Origin of the sequence: Clostridium sp. (assembly GCF_050717635.1) — a bacterium.
In the GTDB taxonomy this organism is placed as follows: Bacteria; Bacillota; Clostridia; order Clostridiales; family Clostridiaceae; genus Clostridium_AD.
In genome coordinates this window covers 119,466-139,828 of record NZ_JBOITO010000020.1, presented here as the reverse complement: position 1 = coordinate 139,828, position 20,363 = coordinate 119,466, and the positions used below count along the sequence as shown (strand labels likewise).

The window sequence follows — 20,363 nt, the reverse complement described above, 5'->3', positions numbered from 1 at the left end:
TATTTCAATAATGTATATTATTAGAAATAAAGGGCATAATAAGTAAGTGCTATAGGAGGTATAAGAGTGAGTATTTTAAAAAGAAACAAAACAATTATAAGTGTGATAATCATAACACTTATAGTTACTGCTAATATTTTGTATTTCAATGTTTATAGATTTAGTGGTTATAAAGTTTCAATTGGAGGCAATACCATAACTTTCGTAAAAACTAAAAAGGAGTTTAACAAGATATATAGTGAATTGCAAAGCGAAATTAGATCTAAATATAGCAATGTCGTTATAAAACAGGATTTCACCTTAGATAATGCACAGGTAGTTAATTATGATATGTTTGTGAGTGGAGAGAACCTTAAGCAAGTAATGTTAAAAAAATTAAATATAGTAGTAGAAGTATTTTTAATGAAAGCTGATGATAGAAAAGTGGCATATGTGGCAAGCGAAAAGGTGGGAAGTGAAATTTTAAATTCCGTAAAAGACTATTATTCTAAGAAAACTGTGATGGATAGCATTAGAAATATAGAAATAAAAAATAAAATTAGTTATGAGCCTGCTAAAATAAAATTAGGGAACTTAAGTGAAAGCAGTGAAGTTATAAGTGCGTTAATAAAATACAATGGTAGTGCTAAAAAGCCACTTATAACAATAAAAGTAGTAGGCAATATAATAAAAGAACATAAAATATACCCTGCTATAATTATGCAATCGTCGAATAAATTAGCAACGGGTGTAAGTAAGGTTCAAAAGGAAGGTAGGGAAGGAGCAAAAAAAATTACTACTGAGATAATAGTCCTCAATAATAATACTGTTTCTGAAAAGTTGTTAAAAGAAGAAATTACAACTAAAGTTCAAAACAAGGAAATATTAGTAGGAAACTATAAACCAGTAATTCTTACGGCTTCTAGTACAATCAGTCCATCAAGAGGTAGTATAAGTTCAAACTTTGGTATGCGTTGGGGAAAAATGCATAATGGAGTTGATATAGCAGCAAATGTAGGGACGATAATAAATGCCGCATTAGGTGGTACAGTAACTTTTGCTGGCATACAGGATGGATATGGCAAGGTAATAAAGCTTGCCCATACTGAGGGCATAGAAACTACATATGCACATTGTAGTGTTATAACTGTTAAAAAAGGTGAAAATATAAAACAGGGTGAAAAAATAGGAGAAGTAGGAAATACGGGGAATAGTACAGGACCTCATTTACATTTTGAAGTAAGAGTAAATGGAGAGCCGCAAAATCCTGAAAAATACGTAAGGTAATAAAAGTTTAAAAGGTATATAAGTATTTGTATATGGAAAGCCTAATTTAAAAAAGGAGGCTTGAATTTTGAAACGCATTAATGGGAGAGAATTGGTTGATAAACAACGCGGGAAATTTATAAGTGGATTAGATAAGTATGTTGATACGGAAGGTATAGGCAGTAAGCTTGTAAATATACCTACAATAATTACAGGACTTAATGAAGATGGCACTATAATACAACAGGAAATTGAACCTTACGCATATGAGGTGATTGATCAAAATAGTTTATTTACAGATTAGTATTTTCATAATTACAGAGCATACAATTAAAGTGATTAACATATTATTTAGTTGTATGCTCTATTTTGGTGTAAATTTTTCGCAAGGTGTGCCCGTGGATTCTTTTACTAATAAGCATGGGAAATTCAAAGATTTAAAACCATAAAATTTACAACCTTTAGGGAAAGAAACATCCCAGGTAACATAATAATACTTGCATTTACAACAATTTATTTTTTCGTTTGCCATAAAAACTCCTTTAAGAAAATAAAATATTAAAACTTTAGTTTAATGATAGCATGTTTTAAGGCATAAAAAAATAGATATAGTTTATTTAAAATTATATCTATTAAAAAATAAAAAACTTAACCTCCAAGAGTTACATCTTGGTCATTATACCAATTTAAAGCATTTGATAAATGTTCCGGTTTAAAATCAGGCCAGAAGTCATCTATAACATAAAAGTCAGAATATATGGATTGTAATGGAAGAAATCCGCTAAGGCGCCGTCTTCCACCCCAACGAACAATCAAATCTACTCTAGAAATATCATTGGTTTTTATACAATTAAATATATTACTCCTTTTACTGCTTTTGTTTGTGTCAAGATTACTTAAATCCCATTCCCAACCGTAATTCACGAGAAAGTTTAGCTTTATACCTCCCTTTCCAAAGGTTCTACGGGAGGTGTATGGAAGTAGTTCTTTAGGAAACATAGGTGATTCACTATTTCCTACTACTAATAAATCAGCATCCTGTGTACTTAAAAGCTTTACTGCATCTACACAAGCTTTAACAAAAGCCTCTCTTTGCAAGGGTGGTCTTTTTGTGTTGTCAGTAGTAAACCCATAATAAGTAATTTCTTTTACACCTACATCTTTGCAAATTTTATACAAAGACAAACCGGGGTCTAGTCCAAAGGAATATCCTTTATCTTTTGATAGCCCATTGTCCACAGACCATCTTCTATTTCCATCGGGTATTATTCCAATATGATTTGGTACTCTCATGTTATCACCCTTTACTTGTGAATTTTTATAACTTATAAATGATAGTATCTCCATTATTGATATATTAATCCACACTTTCTATTTAAATTTTTTTCTGTATCCACATTTCCTGCATAATTCTTCAACTGCTTCTCTTCTGGAAAAACCATCTATAATGTTATTAGCTCTTTTAGTTTCAATTATCTCAGAAAAAGGAGTTTTATGAATGTTGCCTAGGTTAATTACGCCTTCTCCGTCAAGGCAGCAAGGTACTACTGTGCCATCTACTAATATGGCTGCTTGGGTTCTAAGACCATAACAAAAACTAGGACTACAATCTTCTTCTACTTTTAGATCTGGCCACTGAAATTCATGATCTTGGTTTAAATAAACTTTATTACAAAGTTTAATACCCCGACCGGGATGTATTTCTTCTTCAATTTTATATGTTAACTCGAAGGCATTTTCAATTACAGAAAGCAATTCGCTATTTTTCTTATTTTTGTGATTTGTGTTATTATCCACATCTAGATTCCATAATCTTAAGGAAAACAGGGTACTTGTTGCATTTATAGCCTCCTTTATAAAAGAAATAATATTATTAACATATTCATTTTTATCAGAAACACTGTCATTGCTATCAAAGCTATGCAGGGAAAAATTAATTTGTCTTAGTGAGGGCTTTAAAATTATTTTGTCTTTAACTTTTTTTATAAGTGTACCATTGGTAGTTATGTTAACCTTAAAACCTTTTTCATAACTTACATCCAAAAATTCATTTAACTTCGGATGTAGAAGGGGCTCTCCTTTAACATGCAAATATATATAATCTGTATGAGGCTTTATTTGATCCAATATATTCCTGAAAGTTTCTATACTCATAAACTCAGGAGACCTAAGCGTCTTTGGGCAAAAACTGCAGGAGAGATTACATACATTTGTAATTTCTATATAAAGCTTTTTAAATTTTTTCATCTTGTATACTCCAATCATAACTGCCTTTATTTATTTCATCCACATAGATTGTAGCATATAAAAAATATGATAACATATGTTTTAACATTTATGACACCCTGAATTTATATATGAATAATATTTTCACATGAGGTTAAAAATATATTTATAGTTAAAAAGGAGGAAAAGATTATGGCGTTATTAGGAAATCCATTTGTTGCAAATGTTCCAAGGCAAATGTCAAATGAAGAGCTAGCTCAAGCAATTCGTGTGGACATTGCTGGGGAACTGGAAGCTATCATAGGTTATGAAGCGCATGTAATGGCAACAGATGATGAAAGGGTAAAAAAAGTATTAGGTCATATAGCTGATGAAGAAAGAAGGCATGTTGGGGAACTTGAAGAAGTTTTATACATGTTATCGACAAAGGATGCTCAATTTATTGAGGAGGGAAAGCAGAAAATCAAAGATCAGAAGTCCCAAAACTTTCAAAATCCAATGCAGTAATCTTAAATTTATATATGAAAAATAGTTTTTTGCCATCCTTTTGGGTGGCTTTTTATATTATTACAAAAAATATGGCTTTTTTTAAAATTATATAAAATACAGAACATAAAAAGGGTTAAATTCATAATATATACAGTGTATTTATGTTATGGAGGGAAAAATTTGAAAAAACTAAATTTCGAGAATTTATACGTTAATTTTGGAAATGGAACAGGGAGAACAGAACCGATTATACCAAGGAAATATACCTTAACTCATTCAGATACTACAGGGGAATTATTTTTGACAATTGCAGAAAAATATGATTATAAAAAAATAAGTGACATGAGGGATGAAGTGCTAGCTGAATGGGTTTTCATTAATAATGAGTATGCCCTTATGGTTAATCTTATGGTAGATAAAGAAAAGAACCTAGTAATGTCAGCAGTTCGTAATAGCATTTTCGTTAAAGAATTACCGTTGGCATTACAGGCAATTAGATATGGCGATAAAGAATTTTTCGTAGAAAATTCTACTTTAGATAAAGCACCTATTTATGTAAAATTTAATTCTATTTATCCACTATTTAATCGCCAGGAACTATGGGGTACATCTTCAGATTATAAGTAAAGAATCTTAATTAAGCATCCAGATAGTATAATTTAAAACTCCAGCAAATGATACCCAAGCTATATAAGGAATCATAAGATAACCTGCAGTTTTATCTATTCTATAAAACTCAAAAGTAGTTAAAAGAATGAATACTAACAATACAAGAAGTTCTAAGAAAGCTAATGCATACAATCGGTATCTGAAAAATATAATGGACCAAAGAAAGTTTAAGAATAACTGAATACCATATAAAATGAGCGCTTTGGATACATCTACTCCTGATTTACAACTCATCCAAATTCTATAGGCAGCTACAGCCATTAAAAGGAATAGAATTGTCCATACTACAGGGAAAATCCAGCCTGGAGGTGAAAAAGATGGTTTATTAAAACTTTCATAAGCATTAGTAGGACTCATACTTAAAAACCCACTTAATAAACCTATACCCTGTGCTAATAAAACGCTAATTAACAAAGCTATAATGTTTTTCTTACCTTTTACCTTAAAAATATTAAACATAAAACATCTTCCTTTCTATGATTATTTTTAGTAGGGACGTTTTAGCAAATAAAAAAGCTTCTAAATAAGTATACTTACTTAGAAGCTTTTTTATACTATTTTTTCCACCGTTTTAGTTTACGAGTATTTTTTGTTAGAAAATATGCCATAATTTTAGGAATTTTCATTGCTACTATTTTTTCGGTTACTAGTGCTCTCATTTCATTTACAGTAATATCAGGCAAAGTAAATTCACCATTTTTATAACAATGACTGCAATATATTTCACTTAAACTTCCATCCGTTTCCGTTCCAGCACCTTTTTCATCCTTATATATAGGCATTCCACAACTTTGACAATTAGTATCTTTACTATTCATAAATAACACCCCATATCCAATAAATTTTTTAATTCACTTTAATGCTATACATTAAACCACCCTTTGCGTTTAAACCATAAAAACATTTCTATTGCAATAATAACCATAATTAATAAAATTATAAAATAACCGTATTTAAAGGTAAGTTCAGGCATATTTTTAAAATTCATACCGTAAACGCCTGCTATAAATGTTAGTGGTATAAAAATACTTGTTATAACAGTTAAAACCATCATATGTCGATTCATACGAGTTGAATTTATGGATAAATAATTATCCCGCATATCAGATGTCATTTCCCTATTAGAATCTACCATATATGAGAGTTTAATTAAGTGATCATGAATATCAGAAAAGTATAATTTGTGTTCATTAAACCCTTCAAGTCGCTGCGAGTTTAATATTCTATATAACAAATCACGCATAGAAGTTACTATTCTTCGGAGCTTTAATAAATCACTTCTCATCCCAAATACTTCATCAAGTAAATCTTTGGTGGGCTTTCTATCCACGTTATCTTCTATTTCAGTTAATTTGTCTTCAATTTTATTAATAGCTGGAAAGAAGCCATCAACGATTTCATCTAATATTTGATGGACAATAAAAGAAGGTCCCTTATCCCAATTTTTTTTAGTCGTTTTTGCTCTTGTCCATGCTTCATCTAATTCATTTAACTTAGTGCTATGAAAAGATACAATGTAGTTAGTGCCTACAAAAAGAGAAACTTCTACAGGTTCTAAAGTATCTTTAGTTAAAGCATTAAGCACAAAATAATTATATTTATTATAATAATCCAGCTTTGGCGTATTAAATGAAAAAACACAATCGTCTATGGATAAGTGGTGAAAATGAAAATAAGTGTCTAACAAGGATATTTCTTCTTCGTTGGGATTGTTAAAATCCATCCAGTACCACAGGATGTTTTCCTTTGATAAATCTTTTAAAGGTAAATTATAGATTGCATCTAAATCTTTTGTAATGGCTATGATCCGAATCATGTCAACTCACCCTTTCTAAAGAAACTTGTATTTTTAATACAGTTATAATTATCATATTATAACAATTTAATTATAATACAAATATTATTTATGACAATACAAATATTAAATTAATAAATATTTTTTTCCATATTGTAAATACTTAAAGGTATGGATATAAAATTATTTTATAAAAAAATTATAATAGTTATAAAATATTTTATCTTGACATATAATATAGAAAAATATATACTTTGATTATCAAAATATTTGAAAATCAAAGTAAAGGGAGAGGATAATTATGAAGTTACCTCCTTTAAAAATTGGAGAATTAATAGCAAGGGTACCTATAATTCAAGGTGGTATGGGAGTAGGGGTGTCACTTTCAGGTCTTGCATCAGCTGTTGCAAATGAAGGTGGAATTGGAATAATATCTACTGCTCAAATTGGGTATAAGGAAGAAGATTTTAGAACTAATACAAGGGAAGCAAACAAAAGAGCATTGAGAAATGAAATACGATGTGCTAGAAATCTTAGTCCTAAAGGTGTTATTGGAATAAATATTATGGTGGCTATGAATAATTACGAGGAAATAACAAGAATTGCGTTAGAAGAAGGAATAGATTTAATAATATCAGGAGCTGGTCTTCCGCTTGACTTACCTAAAATAGCTAAAGGATACAAAGTAAAACTTGCACCTATAGTATCATCAGCAAAGGCAATTACAATTATATCTAAGATGTGGGATAAGAAAAATAATTGTGCACCAGATTTAGTAATTGTTGAAGGTCCTAAAGCAGGGGGACATCTTGGTTTCTCTATGGAATCCCTCATTGAAAATACAACTCAGGATTTAAAGGAAATAGTAAAAGAAGTTATCGAAGCAATTAAGCCTTTTGAAGAAAAGTATAATAAAAAAATTCCGGTAGTAGCTGCTGGGGGGATTTATACTGGGGAAGATATTGCAGAAATTATAAAACTAGGTGCTGCAGGGGTACAGATGGCTACTAGATTTGTTGCTACAGAGGAATGCGACGCTAGCTTAGATTATAAAATGGCATATATAAGCTCAAAAAAAGAAGATATAAAATTAGTTAAAAGTCCGGTAGGTATGCCTGGAAGAGCTCTTGATAATAAATTTATGAAGATAGTTGAGGAAAATGGTTGTAAGGTAGAAAAATGCTCATTATGTATAAAAAAATGCGATCCAAGACAAACGCCTTATTGTATTACAGAAGCATTAATACAAGCAGTAAAAGGTAACTTAGATAGAGGACTTATTTTCGTTGGAACCAATGCTTATAAGGTAGATAAGATTACTTCTGTTAAAGAATTAATGAATGAACTGATTACAAATGCAGAACTCCATTTTAACCTTTAGTGCAAACATATAAATACTATTTAACATAAATTTGTTAAAAATATTGACAAACAACTATTGCATGGATATACTTTGACTATCAAAGCATATAAAAAATTAAAGTATGAGAAATGGAGATAAATATGAGTAATTCTGTTGGAGTTGTGAATGAACTACTAGTAGAGACATTTAATGATATATTGCAAATAGAGCAGAGAGCACTTAAAGAAGGTGTACTTAAAGATTTATCAATAACAGAAATTCATACTATTGATGCAATAGGAATGTATAAATATAGAACTATGACAGAAGTATCCCAAGATCTTAAAATAACTTTAGGAACTCTTACTGCAGCTATTAATAAACTCCTAAAAAAAGGGTATGTAGATAGAAAAAGGGGAGAAGAAGATAGAAGGTCAGTAATGATTGCCCTTACTAGAAAAGGAAAGCTAGCCTATAGAATACATGATAAATTTCATTCTGAAATGGTTCACGCAACTATAGATGGGCTTAATGATGATGAACAAGAGGTGCTTATAAAATCTCTTGAAAAATTGAATAGTTTTTTTAAAGAAAAGTATAAATTATAAATTAATGAAAGGGGTAGTTAAGCAATGAATGAGGTACAAATAATTGGTACAGGAAGTTATGCTCCTCTAAACATTATGACGAATCATCAGCTATCAGAAATTGTAGATACTTCTGATGAATGGATAGTTTCTATGACTGGTATAAGGCAAAGACATATATCACAAGGTGAAAATACTTCAGACTTGGCCACAAAAGCCGCATTAGAGGCACTAAAGGATGCAAATGTTAATGTTTGTGATATAGATCTTATAATTGTTGCAAGTACATCGCCAGATCAATTTGTCCCAGCTACGGCTTGTATAGTCCAAGGGAATATTGGAGCAGATAATGCTATGGCCTTTGATATATCAGCAGCTTGCACAGGGTTTATATTTGCACTTGATATAGCAATGCAATTTTTAAAAACTGGTAAACGAAAAAGAGCCTTAATAATAGGCGCTGAGGTATTATCAAAAATTGTAAATTGGGCAGATAGAAATACTTGCATACTATTTGGAGATGGTGCAGGAGCAGCAGTAATTGAGGTAGGTAATATGCCAGGAATTATTTCAGTTGAGTCAGTTTCTGAAGGTAAGAAGTGTAATCTTCTAACTTGTCCAACAGTTGATGTAAAGAATACTTTTACAAATGGTAAAGAAGATTTTAAAGCAAAAATAGAAATGGATGGTAAAGAGATTTTTAGATTTGCAGTGAATGTTATTGTAACTAGCATAAATAAAGTTTTAAAGGAAAACAATTACACATTAGATGATATTAAGTATGTAGTTTGTCATCAAGCAAATTTCAGAATAATAGATTTTGTTGTTAAAAAATTGAAGGCTGACAAAGATAAATTCTTTGTAAATTTAGATAGATATGGAAATACTTCAGCAGCAAGTATAGCCATTGCAATGGATGAAATGAACAAAACTAATTTACTTACAGCTGGAGATAAAATTATACTTGTAGGCTTTGGCGGTGGATTAACCTACGGAGCTGCATTAATAGAATGGACAATTAAAAAATAAAATTTTAGGAGGAATTATTAATGATATTTGAAAAAGTTAAAAATGTAATAGTTGAACAATTAGGGATAGACGAGGTAGAAGTTACAATGGAAGCAAATTTCTCAGATGATTTAGGAGTAGATTCACTTGAGATATTTGAAATTGTAATGTCTCTTGAAGAAGCTTTTGAAATTGAAATCCCAAACGAAGATATAGAAAATATTAAAGATGTAAAGGGAATAGTTAAGTATATAGAAGCAAAAATGAAATAATAGTAATTGTGGGGTTAGATAATTAGAGAGCTGAAATACTGTGTATTTTTCTACAATTATCTGACCCTAACTATATAGTTTAAGGAAGCAAGGAGGGGTAAAATGTTTAATTCCGTATTTTTTAAAGAACTAGGCGTAAAATATCCGATAATACAAGGTGGAATGGCTTGGGTTGCAGATAGTAGCTTAGCATCAGCAGTATCTAATGCAGGGGGCTTAGGTATTATAGCAGCGGCTAATGCACCAGTTGATTATATAAGAGATGAAATAAGAAAAGCAAAAAAATTAACAGATAAACCTTTTGGAGTTAATATAATGCTTTTAAGTGATAATGCAGAAGAAATTGCACATCTTGTGTGTGAAGAAGGCGTTAAAGTGGTTACTACAGGGGCGGGCAATCCAGGTAAATATATGGAACTTTGGAAGGCCCATGGCATCAAAGTAATACCGGTAGTGGCTTCTGTTGGGTTAGCTAAGCGTATGGAGAGAGCAGGGGCAGATGCAGTAATTGCAGAAGGTTGTGAATCGGGAGGACATATTGGAGAGCTTACAACTATGTCACTTGTTCCTCAAGTTGTTGATGGAGTTAATATTCCTGTCATAGCAGCAGGTGGAATAGGTGATGGACGTGGCCTTGCAGCAGCATTTATGCTTGGTGTGCAGGGAGTTCAAGTAGGAACAAGGTTTCTAGTAGCAAATGAATGTACAATACATGAAAATTATAAAAAAAAGATATTAGCTGCAAAGGATATAGATGCAGTGGTAACAGGGAGATCTACAGGACACCCTGTTAGAGTTTTAAAAAACAAGTTATCAAGACAATTTCAAAAGCTTGAAAAAGAAAACGCGACATTAGAAGTTTTAGAAGCATTAGGAGCAGGTTGTCTGCCAAGAGCAGTAAGAGAAGGCGATGTAGATATGGGATCTGTTATGGCGGGCCAAATTGCGGGTCTTGTAAAGAAAGAACAAAGTTGCGTGGAAATTATAGAAGAAATGTTTAACGAGGCAGAACAAGCGATTTTAAAGTTTAAGAATAATAGTATTATTTAATATAGATAAAAAATTTAGGAGGGAAATTATGAGTAAAATTGCTTTTATTTTTCCTGGACAGGGAGCTCAATATATTGGTATGGGCAAGGAATTATTTGAGAATATAGAGGTTTGCAAAAATATATTTAATATAGCAGATAGTGAACTTGGTTTTAAGTTAAGTAAACTTTGTTTTGAAGGCATGGACTCAGAGTTAAACATTACAGAGAATACTCAACCAGCTATTTTGACTACTAGCATAGCAGCCCTTATGGCATTAAGAGAACATGGCATTAAATGCGATGTAACTGCAGGACTTAGTCTTGGAGAATACTCAGCACTTATATGTAGCGGTGCTATGGGTTTTAAAGATGCGGTAAAGCTTGTTAAAAAACGTGGAAGGTTCATGCAGGAAGCAGTTCCTGAAGGAATAGGAACTATGGCAGCTATTTTGGGATTAGATGCCGATCTAGTTAAAGAAGCTTGTAGTGAAGCTAGAACTTCCGGAATAGTAGAAATAGCTAATTTAAACTGCCCAGGCCAAATAGTAATTGCCGGGGAAATAGCAGCAGTAGAATTTGCCTTAGAAATAGCTATGAAAAAAGGTGCGAAAAGGGTGATTCCACTACCTGTAAGTGCACCTTTCCATACTTCTATGTTAAAAACAGCAGCAGAGAAGTTAGAAATAGAACTCCAAAATATAGACATTAAAGAAACTAATATTCCTGTAATGACAAATGTTAGTGGTGACTATATAAAGAGTAAAGATGATATAAAAATTAATTTAAAACTTCAAGTTATGAGTTCTGTTTTGTGGGAAACAATTATAAGAAATATGATAAAAGATGGTGTCGATACCTTTGTAGAGATAGGCCCTGGCAAAGTATTAAGTGGATTTGTAAAAAAAATAGATAGAAAACTGACAGTGGTAAACGTAGAAGATTTGGCGTCTTTAAATAAAGCAATAGAACAGCTAAAGAGGTAGACCATTATGGGAAGAATAAAGGAGTGCAGATTAATGTTAAGTGGAAAAACAGCAGTAGTTACAGGGGCAAGACGTGGTATTGGAAGAGCTATAGCTATAAAGCTAGCGAAACTTGGAGCAAATGTAGTCCTTAACTATAGAAACAGTGTAGGTGGAGTACAAGAAGTAGTAAAAGAAATAGAAGCTTTAGGAGCTAAGGCACTAGCTGTTAAGTGTGATATAAGCAGTTATAGTGGTGTTGAGAATATGATGAAAAAATGTATTGAAGAATTCGGAAGTTTGGATATTTTAGTTAATAATGCTGGTATAACAAAAGATTGTCTTTTAATGAGAATGAAGGAAGAGGACTTTGATAGTGTTATAGATATTAATCTTAAAGGTGCTTTTAATTGCACAAAGCATGTATCCGCTATAATGCTTAAGCAAAGAAGTGGGAGAATAATAAATATATCCTCAGTGTCTGGGATTACGGGTAATGCAGGCCAAGTAAACTATTCAGCTGCAAAGGCAGGCATAATAGGTATGACTAAAGCGGTTGCTAGAGAATTTGCAAGCCGTGGAATTACTTGTAATGCAGTAGCACCAGGATATATTGCAACAGATATGACTGATGTGCTGCCAGATAAGGTAAAGGATGCTATAATGGGCACTATTCCACTAAAGAGACTGGGATGTCCAGAAGATGTTGCAAATGCAGTAGCATTTTTAGCCTCAGAAGAAGCTTCATACATAACAGGTCAAGTTATAAATGTAGATGGTGGCATGGTAATGTAATAAAGCAACAGTTAATTGCGATTTTAAGGAGGTTCATACTATGAAAAATAGAGTTGTTATAACGGGAATGGGAGCAGTTACTCCTATAGGAAATGATGTAAATAGCTTTTGGGATAATATAAAACAAGGTACTTGTGGAATAGATGTAATTAAGTCCTTTGATATTACTGACTATAAATGTAAGCTAGGTGCAGAAGTTAAGAATTTTGATGTAACAGTTGCACTAGATAAAAGAGAAGCTAGAAAAATGGATAAGTACTGTCAGTATGCAATGGTAGCAGCAGACGAAGCTATTAAAAATTCAGGACTCGATTTAGACTCTATAGATAGTGAAAGATTAGGAGTTGTAGTTGGTTCGGGAGTAGGTGGACTTAATACTATTGAGCAAGAACATAAAAAGCTTATGGAAAAGGGACCGAATAGAGTTTCTCCTTTTTTAATACCTATGATAATAGGTAATATTGGAGCTGCAAATATTGCAATAAAGTATGGTGCTAAAGGCGTATGTACTAGTGTAGTTACAGCTTGTGCTACAGGGACTAATGCAATAGGTGATGCTTTTCACTTAATTCAAGATGGAAGAGCAGACATAATAATAGCTGGGGGAGCGGAAGGATCAATAACTCCACTTGCTTTAGCAGGATTTGCTGCGTTAACAGCTTTAACCAAAAGTGAAGATCCACTAAGAGCATCAATACCTTTTGATAAAGAGAGAAGCGGTTTTGTTATGGGAGAGGGCGCAGGTATAGTTATACTTGAATCTTTAGATCATGCAGAAAAAAGAAATGCAAAAATTTATGCAGAGATAAAGGGGTATGGAGCAACTTGTGATGCTTATCATATAACTTCACCAGCACCAAGTGGAGAGGGTGCTGCAAGGGCAATGGTAATGGCACTTAAAGATGGAGAGGTTAATGCTGCAGAAGTATCTTATATTAATGCTCACGGAACAAGTACTCCATACAATGACAAGTTTGAAACTGTAGCTATTAAGTCTGCTTTTGGAGAATATGCATATAAAATACCTGTAAGTTCAACAAAATCTATGACAGGACATCTTCTAGGAGCATCAGGAGCTATAGAGGCTATAGTATGCATAAAAGCTTTAGAAGAAGGATTTGTACCACCAACTATAGGATATAAGGTAGTAGATGAAGAATGTGATTTAGATTATGTTCCAAATGCTGGGAGAAAAGAGAGTCTACAATATGCAATGTCAAATTCCTTAGGATTTGGTGGTCATAACGCTACTATATTATTGAAAAAGTGGGATGGTAAATAATGATGGATTATAAAAATATTGAACAATTAATTAAAACCGTTAGTGATTCAAAGCTTACCTCTTTTGAAATAGAGACAGAAGGCATAATGATAAAAATGGAGAAAAAAGAGAAACAAATAGTAGTAGAAAAAATGACTAGTTACGTTGCACCTGTAGAACAAGTAACTGGGGATTCATTAAATACAGAAAATGTAGCTGTAAATGGGTTGCCTGTAGAAAAACAAGATAATGATAGGGCTATCACAATAGAAAATGCAGCTAAGATATTGCTTGAGGAAAATATAGTTATAGTTAAATCTCCAATTGTTGGAACAATGTATACTTCTCCTGGTCCCGAATCAAACAATTTTGTAAAAGTTGGTTCGAAAATTAACAAGGGGGATACTCTTTGTATTTTAGAAGCTATGAAACTTATGAATGAAATTGAAAGTGAAGTCGAGGGGGAAGTTGTAGAAGTATTAGTTTCAAACGGAGATATGGTAGAGTATGGTCAGCCGTTATTCAAAATACTCAAAAAATAAAGGTGGAGACATTAACATGGAAAATATAAAAAATACTGCTTTAAATATAAAACAAATTCAAGAGATTATTCCTCATAGATATCCATTTCTATTTGTGGATAAGGTGGAGGAATTAGAACCAGGAAAAAGAGCTGTAGGATATAAAAATATAACTATGAATGAGTATTTTTTTCAGGGTCATTTTCCAACGGAACCAGTAGTTCCAGGAGTAATAATTATAGAGGCACTTGCACAGGTTGGAGCGGTAGCACTTCTGAGTATGGATGATTACAAAGGTAAAATTGCTTATTTTGGTGGTATTAATAAAGCTAGATTTAGAAAAAAAGTTGTTCCAGGAGACGTACTAAAACTTGAAGTAGAAATAATCAAAATGAAGGGACCTGTTGGAATTGGAAAGGCAGTAGCTTCAGTAAATGGAGAAAAGGCGGCAGAAGCTGAAATCACGTTTGCCGTAGGTATTTAATATTTTAGTTAATAATTTTAAGTGCAGGGAAGGTAAATAGTATGTTTAAGAAGATATTAATTGCTAATAGAGGCGAGATAGCGGTAAGAATAATTAGGGCTTGTAATGAAATGGGTATTCAAACTGTGGCAGTATATTCTGAGATAGATAAAAATGCTCTTCATACTCAAATGGCGGATGAGGCTGTATGCATTGGACCTGCTAAATCTGCAGATAGTTATTTGAATATGCAAAATATATTAAGTGCAACAGTGCTTACAGGCGCAGAAGCAATTCATCCTGGTTTTGGATTTTTGTCTGAGAATAGTAAGTTCGCACAGATGTGTGAGGAATGTAATATAAAATTTATAGGACCAGATTCACATAATATGGACAATATGGGCAACAAGGTAAAAGCAAGAGAAATAATGATAAACGCTGGAGTTCCTGTAGTCCCTGGTTCAGATGGAGCTGTTGACAGTGAGACAGAAGCTTTAATGTGGGCTAAAAAAATAGGATATCCACTAATGATAAAGGCCTCAGCAGGTGGCGGGGGGCGCGGTATAAGAATTGTTAGAAAACAAGAAGAGCTTATACCATCCTATAATACCGCTAAAACAGAGTCGAAAAATGCTTTTGGTGATGATACAATGTATATGGAAAAATTTATAGAAGAACCAAGGCATATAGAGTTTCAAATACTTGCTGATGAGCATGAAAATGTTATTCATCTTGGTGAGCGTGATTGTTCTATTCAAAGGCGAAATCAAAAAGTAATAGAAGAAGCACCAGGACCTGTAATGACGGAAGAACTTAGAAAACAGATGGGTGAGGTTGCAGTTAAAGCAGCTAGGTCTATTAATTATAAAAATGCTGGAACAATAGAGTTTCTACTAGATAAGTATGGAAAATATTATTTTATGGAGATGAATACTCGTATACAGGTAGAACATGCAATAACAGAAATGATTACCGGTGTAGATTTAGTGAAAGCTCAGATAAATATTGCTTCGGGACAAGTGCTTTCTTATAAACAGGAAGATATAAAAATTCAGGGGCATGCTATTGAATGTAGAATAAACGCAGAAAATCCTTCTAAAAATTTTATGCCATGTCCAGGCGAAATAAAATCACTTCATATTCCTGGAGGATATGGAGTAAGAATCGATAGTGCAGCATATCAAGGGTACAAGATACCACCCACTTATGATTCTATGATAGGAAAACTCATTGTACATGGTAAAAATAGAGAAGAAGCAATATGTAAAATGAGAAGGGCCTTAGGAGAGTTTATAATTGAGGGAGTAGATACTAACATTGACTTTCAGTTTAAAATAATAAACAATGATAATTTTATAAAAGGGGAATTTGATACTAGTTTTATAAGCAAAGAATTTAAAGATATTTAAAAACTAGCTAAACGCATACTGGAATTTATTGCCTATAAGGGTTATACTATGATATGTGTATAAAACAGAGTGGGTATGCTTTTAGAAAGGGGTAGCTATATGTTTGAGTTTAATCGTATATTTAAAAAGAGCAGGTATATTGAGGTTAAAAGTTTACAAGATGAAGATGGTGAGAATAAACCTAATATTCCTTCAGGAATGTGGGTTAAATGTCAAACCTGTGGTAAAATTCTTTATAGTAAGGATTTAGAGAATAGTATAATGACTTGTGAAAATTGTAGAACCCATTTTAGAATTGGGTCTAAAGAAAGAATAAATTATACCATAGATAGTGATACTTTTATAGAATATGATAAGAATATGATCTCAGATAATCCTATAGATTTTGAAGGATATGAAGATAAACTCCAAAGTTTTCATGATAAAACTTTATTAAATGAAGCTGTAATAACCGGAGAAGGAAAGATAAATGGTTACGATACAGTAGTTGCGGTGATGGATAGCAATTTTATGATGGGAAGTATGGGGTCTGTTGTTGGAGAGAAAATTACAAGGGCAATTGAAAGAGCAACAGATGCTAAAAAACCAATTATTATATTTACAGCATCAGGGGGGGCTAGGATGCAAGAAGGGATATACTCTCTAATGCAAATGGCTAAAACTAGTGCTGCGGTTGCAAGGCATAATAAAAATGGATGCCTTTATATAACTGTTCTTACAGACCCAACGACTGGAGGAGTTACAGCAAGCTTTGCAATGCTTGGAGATATAATAATAGCTGAGCCCAACGCACTGGTAGGTTTTGCAGGTAGAAGAGTTATTGAGCAAACTATAAAGCAGCAATTGCCTGATGACTTCCAAAGGGCTGAATTTTTGCTCCAAAAGGGTTTTATAGATAAGGTAGTAGATAGAAAGGCTATGAAGGATACTTTAACTCAAATATTAAAAATTCATTCGTAGCTAATATGAAGAAGATAAAAGTAACGATGGGGAGTGAGATTTTATGGCGACTTTACCTTTTGAAAAGCACATGTATGAACTAAAAAATAAAATAGATGAACTAAAGAATTTAGCAATAGAACAAAACATTGATTTGGGAAAAGAAGTAAGACAGATGGAAATTAAGCTTTATAATATGCAAAAGGAAGCCTATAAAAATTTAACTGCCTGGGACAAAGTAAGTATTGCAAGGCTTGTTGAACGCCCTACTGCTCTGGACTACATAAATCGAATTTTTGAAAATTTTATGGAACTTCATGGCGACAGATATTATGGAGATGATGCTGCTATTATAGGTGGAATCGCTGAAATTAATGGTACTCCAGTAACTGTTATAGCTCAGCAAAAGGGTAATAATACTAAAGAAAATATAAAGAGAAACTTTGGGATGCCAAATCCCGAAGGATATAGAAAAGCCTTAAGACTTATGAAACAGGCAGAAAAATTCAATAGACCAGTAATTTGTCTCGTAGATACTCCAGGGGCATATTGTGGAATAGGCGCAGAGGAAAGAGGTCAAGGAGAGGCAATAGCTAGGAATCTTATGGAAATGTCAAATTTAAAGACTCCAATAATTTCAATAGTTATAGGAGAAGGCGGAAGCGGTGGAGCACTAGCCATGGCTGTAGCTGATGAAGTTTGGATGCTAGAGCATGCAATTTATTCCATTTTGTCACCAGAAGGTTTTGCAACTATATTATTTAAAGATGCAAGTCGTGCAAAAGAAGCAGCTAATCAAATGAAAATAACGGCTCAGGATTTAATTAATTTTGGAATAATAGATAGAATTATAAAAGAACCTTTAGGTGGGGCACACACTAACGTAGATGAGATGGCCATAAGCATTAAACGTAATCTAGAGGAGTCCATTAATAGATTAAAGAGTGAACCTGTAGAAGCTTTACTTACCAAAAGATATTATAAATTCAGAAAGATTGGTAAAATAGTAGAGTAATGAATAATTTTTATAATGGAGCATTAAGAAAAGTATATATACTTTTCTTTTTTTTGGGTATTGAAGTGTTTGTATAAATCATACATAATAGAGTAGTAGAATATAATATTTATAAGAATTGCAAAGGGGAATTGAGTTATGGCTAAAACACTTAGTGATACAATTTTAGTAATAGATTCAGGATGCGATTTACCTTTAGAGTATATTGAACAAGAAAATATAGTACCCATAGGGTTAATATGTAATTTTAAAGGTGAAGCAATCCAGGATGACTTCGGGAAGAATTTTATTCGTAAGGATTTTTATGATGCTTTAAGGCAAGGAGAAATGCCTACTACCTCACAGATAAATAGTGAAAACTATGTGGAAGTTTTTAGAAAGTATGTAAGGGAACAAAAATCAATTATATATATTGCTATGTCATCTGCATTATCAGGGACCATAAATAGTGCAAATATAGGAAGAGAAACTATACTTGAAGAATTCCCAAAGGCAGATATAAGTATAGTTGATAGTAAATGCGCAAGCCTTGGACAAGGACTTTTAGTTTATTATGCTTATGAAATGTTAAAAGACGGAAAATCTAAAGAAGAAATAGTCACTTTTGTTGAAGAAAATAAGCTTAAGATTAACCATTGGTTTACAGTTAATGATTTAAACCATCTAAAAAGAGGTGGGAGAATATCAAGTTCAGCTGCGACCGTTGGTACACTGTTAAGTATAAAACCCGTTTTGTATATGGATAATGAGGGAAGACTTACGGCTTCTTCTAAATGCCGAGGAAGAAAAAAGGCAATAAATACCTTAGTTGAAAAATTCGTGGAAAGAACAGACCCAAATAAACAGCAAGTTATAGCTATAGGTCATGGGGATTGTATGGAAGATGCATTAACTCTTGAGGCTTTGGTTAGAGAGCATGGGAATGTTAAAGACGTGATTTTAAGTTATGTGGGTACAGCAATAGGGTCCCATACAGGTCCAGAAATATTAGGCTTATATTTTATGGCTGAGGAAAGATAATATCTAAGAAATAAGGGTGCAAAATCGCAATTATATTTATAATCATAGAGTAATATCAAACTCATATCTATAAATTAAAAGGGAGATGTTTTAGTACATCTCCCTTAAAACTATTCTGTTTCTTTTCCTAATTTCTTAGATTCCTTAGAAACGCCTATTTCATTGGCAGTTTCCATTTTCATATTAGATAACTCTTTTTTTGTTTTTTGACCAGCTTTCTTATTATCTTTACTGTTCTTGTTGTCCTTATGTGACATTGTTTACCCCTCCTTGTATTATTATGAATTAAAAATGATTATTAAACGTTTTTATCACAAATAATAAACATCTCAATATTTACTATAACCAATTTTATGAATTGTATTCCGGGTAAGGTTATTGAAATAGAAATTTTAGTGATATAATTAATAAAAATAAAATTATTTACACAGGAGGAAATAAATTATGAATAAAAAAATAGGATTTATAGGCTGTGGTAATATGGCACAAGCTATGATAGGTGGAATAGTAAAATCAAAATTAGTTTCTAGTGAAAGTGTAATAGCAAGTAATCCATCAAATAAGAATTTAAATAAAGTAAAAGAACAATATAATATTATAGTAACTAATGACAATAAGGAAGTTGCGAAGTTTTCTGATATAGTAATATTAGCTGTTAAGCCTTATAAATATCTTGAGGTTATTGATGAAATAAAATTATATTTAAGCAGCGATGCAATTATTGTAACTATAGCTGCAGGAATAACTTTAGAGGTGATGGGCAGTGCCTTTTCTGGTTCGGCAAAGGTTATAAGGACTATGCCAAATACTCCAGCACTGGTAGGAGCAGGAATGAGTGCAATCTGTGCTAATAGAAATGTAACTAAAGAAGAATTGAAAGAAGTAATAAATATTTTTGAGAGCTTTGGTGAGGCAGAGATATTAGAGGAAAAGCTTATGGACGTTGTTCCAGCAGTAAGTGGATCATCTCCAGCTTATGTTTATATGTTTATTGAAGCCTTGGGTGATGGTGCAGTGCTTAAAGGTATGCCAAGAGACAAGGCATATAAAATGGCAGCACAAGCGGTGCTAGGAGCAGCTAAGATGGTGCTTGAGACTGGAGAACACCCAGGGAAACTTAAAGACAATGTATGCTCACCAGGGGGGACCACAATAGAGGCAGTATATACTTTAGAAAAGAATAATTTTAGGGGCACAGTAATTTCAGCTATGGAGAGTTGTACAGAAAAGGCGATTGAAATGAGTGAAAAATAAAAAGTTTATACTTTGTTTAGAATTAGTTTATAGAAAGTAGAGACATGTACTTTAAAATGA

At 32.5% G+C, this 20,363-nt stretch carries 25 protein-coding genes; 19 read left to right on the top strand and 6 right to left on the bottom strand.

Annotated elements, in window-relative coordinates:
• Window positions 1-66 precede the first annotated feature (66 nt).
• Window positions 67-1,266: a M23 family metallopeptidase gene (locus tag ACREWB_RS10290; RefSeq protein WP_431547363.1), complete on the top strand. Its 1,200-nt coding sequence runs from the start codon at window positions 67-69 to the stop codon at window positions 1,264-1,266.
• Window positions 1,267-1,333: 67 nt separating this feature from the next.
• On the top strand, window positions 1,334-1,549 hold the full coding sequence (locus tag ACREWB_RS10285) for a hypothetical protein (RefSeq protein ID WP_431547362.1): 216 nt from the start codon (window positions 1,334-1,336) through the stop codon (window positions 1,547-1,549).
• A gap of 344 nt (window positions 1,550-1,893) precedes the next feature.
• Here the strand turns inward: ACREWB_RS10285 and ACREWB_RS10280 are convergent, their stop codons facing one another.
• Both ACREWB_RS10280 and ACREWB_RS10275 read right to left on the bottom strand, forming a co-directional pair.
• Complete coding sequence (locus ACREWB_RS10280) at window positions 1,894-2,538, bottom strand: undecaprenyl diphosphate synthase family protein (RefSeq protein WP_431547361.1); 645 nt, start codon at window positions 2,536-2,538, stop codon at window positions 1,894-1,896.
• A gap of 78 nt (window positions 2,539-2,616) precedes the next feature.
• A complete protein-coding gene (locus ACREWB_RS10275) occupies window positions 2,617-3,492 on the bottom strand; it encodes a radical SAM/SPASM domain-containing protein (RefSeq protein ID WP_431547360.1) in 876 nt (291 codons plus the stop codon).
• A 171-nt stretch (window positions 3,493-3,663) separates the two neighbouring features.
• Here ACREWB_RS10275 and ACREWB_RS10270 point away from each other — a divergent pair, with 171 nt between their 5' ends.
• Window positions 3,664-3,978, top strand: a complete 315-nt coding sequence (locus ACREWB_RS10270) for a demethoxyubiquinone hydroxylase family protein (RefSeq protein ID WP_431547359.1) — start codon at window positions 3,664-3,666, stop codon at window positions 3,976-3,978.
• A gap of 162 nt (window positions 3,979-4,140) precedes the next feature.
• On the top strand, window positions 4,141-4,587 hold the full coding sequence (locus ACREWB_RS10265) for a staygreen family protein (RefSeq protein WP_431547358.1): 447 nt from the start codon (window positions 4,141-4,143) through the stop codon (window positions 4,585-4,587).
• 6 nt (window positions 4,588-4,593) lie between these two features.
• On the opposite strand, the gene ACREWB_RS10260 is transcribed toward ACREWB_RS10265, so the two are convergent.
• The 3 genes from ACREWB_RS10260 to corA form a co-directional block, all read right to left on the bottom strand.
• Complete coding sequence (locus ACREWB_RS10260; protein WP_431547357.1) at window positions 4,594-5,088, bottom strand: TspO/MBR family protein; 495 nt, start codon at window positions 5,086-5,088, stop codon at window positions 4,594-4,596.
• Window positions 5,089-5,183: 95 nt separating this feature from the next.
• Window positions 5,184-5,447: a zinc ribbon domain-containing protein gene (locus tag ACREWB_RS10255; protein ID WP_431547356.1), complete on the bottom strand. Its 264-nt coding sequence runs from the start codon at window positions 5,445-5,447 to the stop codon at window positions 5,184-5,186.
• 44 nt (window positions 5,448-5,491) lie between these two features.
• Complete coding sequence (gene corA, locus ACREWB_RS10250) at window positions 5,492-6,445, bottom strand: magnesium/cobalt transporter CorA (RefSeq protein WP_431547355.1); 954 nt, start codon at window positions 6,443-6,445, stop codon at window positions 5,492-5,494.
• Window positions 6,446-6,725: 280 nt separating this feature from the next.
• Between corA and ACREWB_RS10245 the strand changes: the two genes are divergently transcribed.
• The 14 genes from ACREWB_RS10245 to ACREWB_RS10180 all read left to right on the top strand — a co-directional run bounded on the left by ACREWB_RS10245 (window position 6,726) and on the right by ACREWB_RS10180 (window position 19,049).
• On the top strand, window positions 6,726-7,805 hold the full coding sequence (locus tag ACREWB_RS10245) for an NAD(P)H-dependent flavin oxidoreductase (protein ID WP_431547354.1): 1,080 nt from the start codon (window positions 6,726-6,728) through the stop codon (window positions 7,803-7,805).
• A gap of 122 nt (window positions 7,806-7,927) precedes the next feature.
• A complete protein-coding gene (locus ACREWB_RS10240) occupies window positions 7,928-8,374 on the top strand; it encodes a MarR family winged helix-turn-helix transcriptional regulator (protein WP_431547353.1) in 447 nt (148 codons plus the stop codon).
• Window positions 8,375-8,398: 24 nt separating this feature from the next.
• Entirely contained in the window at window positions 8,399-9,382 is a 984-nt protein-coding gene (locus tag ACREWB_RS10235) for a beta-ketoacyl-ACP synthase III (protein WP_431547352.1), read from the top strand.
• Between the two features lie 20 nt (window positions 9,383-9,402).
• A complete protein-coding gene (acpP, locus tag ACREWB_RS10230) occupies window positions 9,403-9,633 on the top strand; it encodes an acyl carrier protein (protein WP_431547351.1) in 231 nt (76 codons plus the stop codon).
• Between the two features lie 102 nt (window positions 9,634-9,735).
• Window positions 9,736-10,683: an enoyl-[acyl-carrier-protein] reductase FabK gene (gene fabK, locus ACREWB_RS10225; protein WP_431547350.1), complete on the top strand. Its 948-nt coding sequence runs from the start codon at window positions 9,736-9,738 to the stop codon at window positions 10,681-10,683.
• A gap of 28 nt (window positions 10,684-10,711) precedes the next feature.
• On the top strand, window positions 10,712-11,647 hold the full coding sequence (gene fabD / locus ACREWB_RS10220; protein WP_431547349.1) for an ACP S-malonyltransferase: 936 nt from the start codon (window positions 10,712-10,714) through the stop codon (window positions 11,645-11,647).
• A gap of 33 nt (window positions 11,648-11,680) precedes the next feature.
• Window positions 11,681-12,421 carry a 3-oxoacyl-[acyl-carrier-protein] reductase gene (gene fabG / locus ACREWB_RS10215; RefSeq protein ID WP_431547413.1) on the top strand — a complete coding sequence of 247 codons (741 nt, stop codon included), beginning with the start codon at window positions 11,681-11,683 and terminating at the stop codon, window positions 12,419-12,421.
• Window positions 12,422-12,461: 40 nt separating this feature from the next.
• Complete coding sequence (gene fabF, locus ACREWB_RS10210; RefSeq protein ID WP_431547348.1) at window positions 12,462-13,703, top strand: beta-ketoacyl-ACP synthase II; 1,242 nt, start codon at window positions 12,462-12,464, stop codon at window positions 13,701-13,703.
• 2 nt (window positions 13,704-13,705) lie between these two features.
• Window positions 13,706-14,224 (top strand): acetyl-CoA carboxylase biotin carboxyl carrier protein, encoded by a 519-nt coding sequence (accB, locus tag ACREWB_RS10205; protein ID WP_431547412.1) that lies wholly within the window; start codon window positions 13,706-13,708, stop codon window positions 14,222-14,224.
• A gap of 16 nt (window positions 14,225-14,240) precedes the next feature.
• The gene (fabZ, locus tag ACREWB_RS10200; RefSeq protein WP_431547347.1) at window positions 14,241-14,687 is read left to right on the top strand and encodes a 3-hydroxyacyl-ACP dehydratase FabZ; all 447 of its coding nucleotides are present in this window, start codon (window positions 14,241-14,243) and stop codon (window positions 14,685-14,687) included.
• Between the two features lie 41 nt (window positions 14,688-14,728).
• A complete protein-coding gene (locus ACREWB_RS10195) occupies window positions 14,729-16,075 on the top strand; it encodes an acetyl-CoA carboxylase biotin carboxylase subunit (protein ID WP_431547346.1) in 1,347 nt (448 codons plus the stop codon).
• A 99-nt stretch (window positions 16,076-16,174) separates the two neighbouring features.
• The gene (gene accD / locus ACREWB_RS10190) at window positions 16,175-17,035 is read left to right on the top strand and encodes an acetyl-CoA carboxylase, carboxyltransferase subunit beta (protein WP_431547345.1); all 861 of its coding nucleotides are present in this window, start codon (window positions 16,175-16,177) and stop codon (window positions 17,033-17,035) included.
• 43 nt (window positions 17,036-17,078) lie between these two features.
• Window positions 17,079-18,029: an acetyl-CoA carboxylase carboxyltransferase subunit alpha gene (locus ACREWB_RS10185; protein ID WP_431547344.1), complete on the top strand. Its 951-nt coding sequence runs from the start codon at window positions 17,079-17,081 to the stop codon at window positions 18,027-18,029.
• Between the two features lie 138 nt (window positions 18,030-18,167).
• Entirely contained in the window at window positions 18,168-19,049 is an 882-nt protein-coding gene (locus ACREWB_RS10180) for a DegV family protein (RefSeq protein ID WP_431547343.1), read from the top strand.
• Window positions 19,050-19,159: 110 nt separating this feature from the next.
• Here the strand turns inward: ACREWB_RS10180 and ACREWB_RS10175 are convergent, their stop codons facing one another.
• Window positions 19,160-19,306: a small, acid-soluble spore protein, alpha/beta type gene (locus tag ACREWB_RS10175; protein WP_431547342.1), complete on the bottom strand. Its 147-nt coding sequence runs from the start codon at window positions 19,304-19,306 to the stop codon at window positions 19,160-19,162.
• 187 nt (window positions 19,307-19,493) lie between these two features.
• Here ACREWB_RS10175 and proC point away from each other — a divergent pair, with 187 nt between their 5' ends.
• Window positions 19,494-20,303: a pyrroline-5-carboxylate reductase gene (proC, locus tag ACREWB_RS10170; protein ID WP_431547341.1), complete on the top strand. Its 810-nt coding sequence runs from the start codon at window positions 19,494-19,496 to the stop codon at window positions 20,301-20,303.
• Window positions 20,304-20,363 lie beyond the last annotated feature (60 nt).

Coding starts and splice junctions, on each gene's coding strand:
- fabG (WP_431547413.1), top strand. CDS start 11,681: ATGTTAAGTGGAAAAACAGCAGTAGTTACAGGGGCAAGACGTGGTATT.
- ACREWB_RS10240 (WP_431547353.1), top strand. CDS start 7,928: ATGAGTAATTCTGTTGGAGTTGTGAATGAACTACTAGTAGAGACATTT.
- acpP (WP_431547351.1), top strand. CDS start 9,403: ATGATATTTGAAAAAGTTAAAAATGTAATAGTTGAACAATTAGGGATA.
- ACREWB_RS10275 (WP_431547360.1), bottom strand. CDS start 3,492: ATGAAAAAATTTAAAAAGCTTTATATAGAAATTACAAATGTATGTAAT.
- ACREWB_RS10245 (WP_431547354.1), top strand. CDS start 6,726: ATGAAGTTACCTCCTTTAAAAATTGGAGAATTAATAGCAAGGGTACCT.
- fabK (WP_431547350.1), top strand. CDS start 9,736: ATGTTTAATTCCGTATTTTTTAAAGAACTAGGCGTAAAATATCCGATA.
- accD (WP_431547345.1), top strand. CDS start 16,175: ATGTTTGAGTTTAATCGTATATTTAAAAAGAGCAGGTATATTGAGGTT.
- fabD (WP_431547349.1), top strand. CDS start 10,712: ATGAGTAAAATTGCTTTTATTTTTCCTGGACAGGGAGCTCAATATATT.
- ACREWB_RS10260 (WP_431547357.1), bottom strand. CDS start 5,088: ATGTTTAATATTTTTAAGGTAAAAGGTAAGAAAAACATTATAGCTTTG.
- ACREWB_RS10180 (WP_431547343.1), top strand. CDS start 18,168: ATGGCTAAAACACTTAGTGATACAATTTTAGTAATAGATTCAGGATGC.
- corA (WP_431547355.1), bottom strand. CDS start 6,445: ATGATTCGGATCATAGCCATTACAAAAGATTTAGATGCAATCTATAAT.
- ACREWB_RS10280 (WP_431547361.1), bottom strand. CDS start 2,538: ATGAGAGTACCAAATCATATTGGAATAATACCCGATGGAAATAGAAGA.
- fabF (WP_431547348.1), top strand. CDS start 12,462: ATGAAAAATAGAGTTGTTATAACGGGAATGGGAGCAGTTACTCCTATA.
- accB (WP_431547412.1), top strand. CDS start 13,706: ATGGATTATAAAAATATTGAACAATTAATTAAAACCGTTAGTGATTCA.
- ACREWB_RS10175 (WP_431547342.1), bottom strand. CDS start 19,306: ATGTCACATAAGGACAACAAGAACAGTAAAGATAATAAGAAAGCTGGT.
- ACREWB_RS10270 (WP_431547359.1), top strand. CDS start 3,664: ATGGCGTTATTAGGAAATCCATTTGTTGCAAATGTTCCAAGGCAAATG.
- fabZ (WP_431547347.1), top strand. CDS start 14,241: ATGGAAAATATAAAAAATACTGCTTTAAATATAAAACAAATTCAAGAG.
- ACREWB_RS10255 (WP_431547356.1), bottom strand. CDS start 5,447: ATGAATAGTAAAGATACTAATTGTCAAAGTTGTGGAATGCCTATATAT.
- ACREWB_RS10235 (WP_431547352.1), top strand. CDS start 8,399: ATGAATGAGGTACAAATAATTGGTACAGGAAGTTATGCTCCTCTAAAC.
- proC (WP_431547341.1), top strand. CDS start 19,494: ATGAATAAAAAAATAGGATTTATAGGCTGTGGTAATATGGCACAAGCT.
- ACREWB_RS10185 (WP_431547344.1), top strand. CDS start 17,079: ATGGCGACTTTACCTTTTGAAAAGCACATGTATGAACTAAAAAATAAA.
- ACREWB_RS10195 (WP_431547346.1), top strand. CDS start 14,729: ATGTTTAAGAAGATATTAATTGCTAATAGAGGCGAGATAGCGGTAAGA.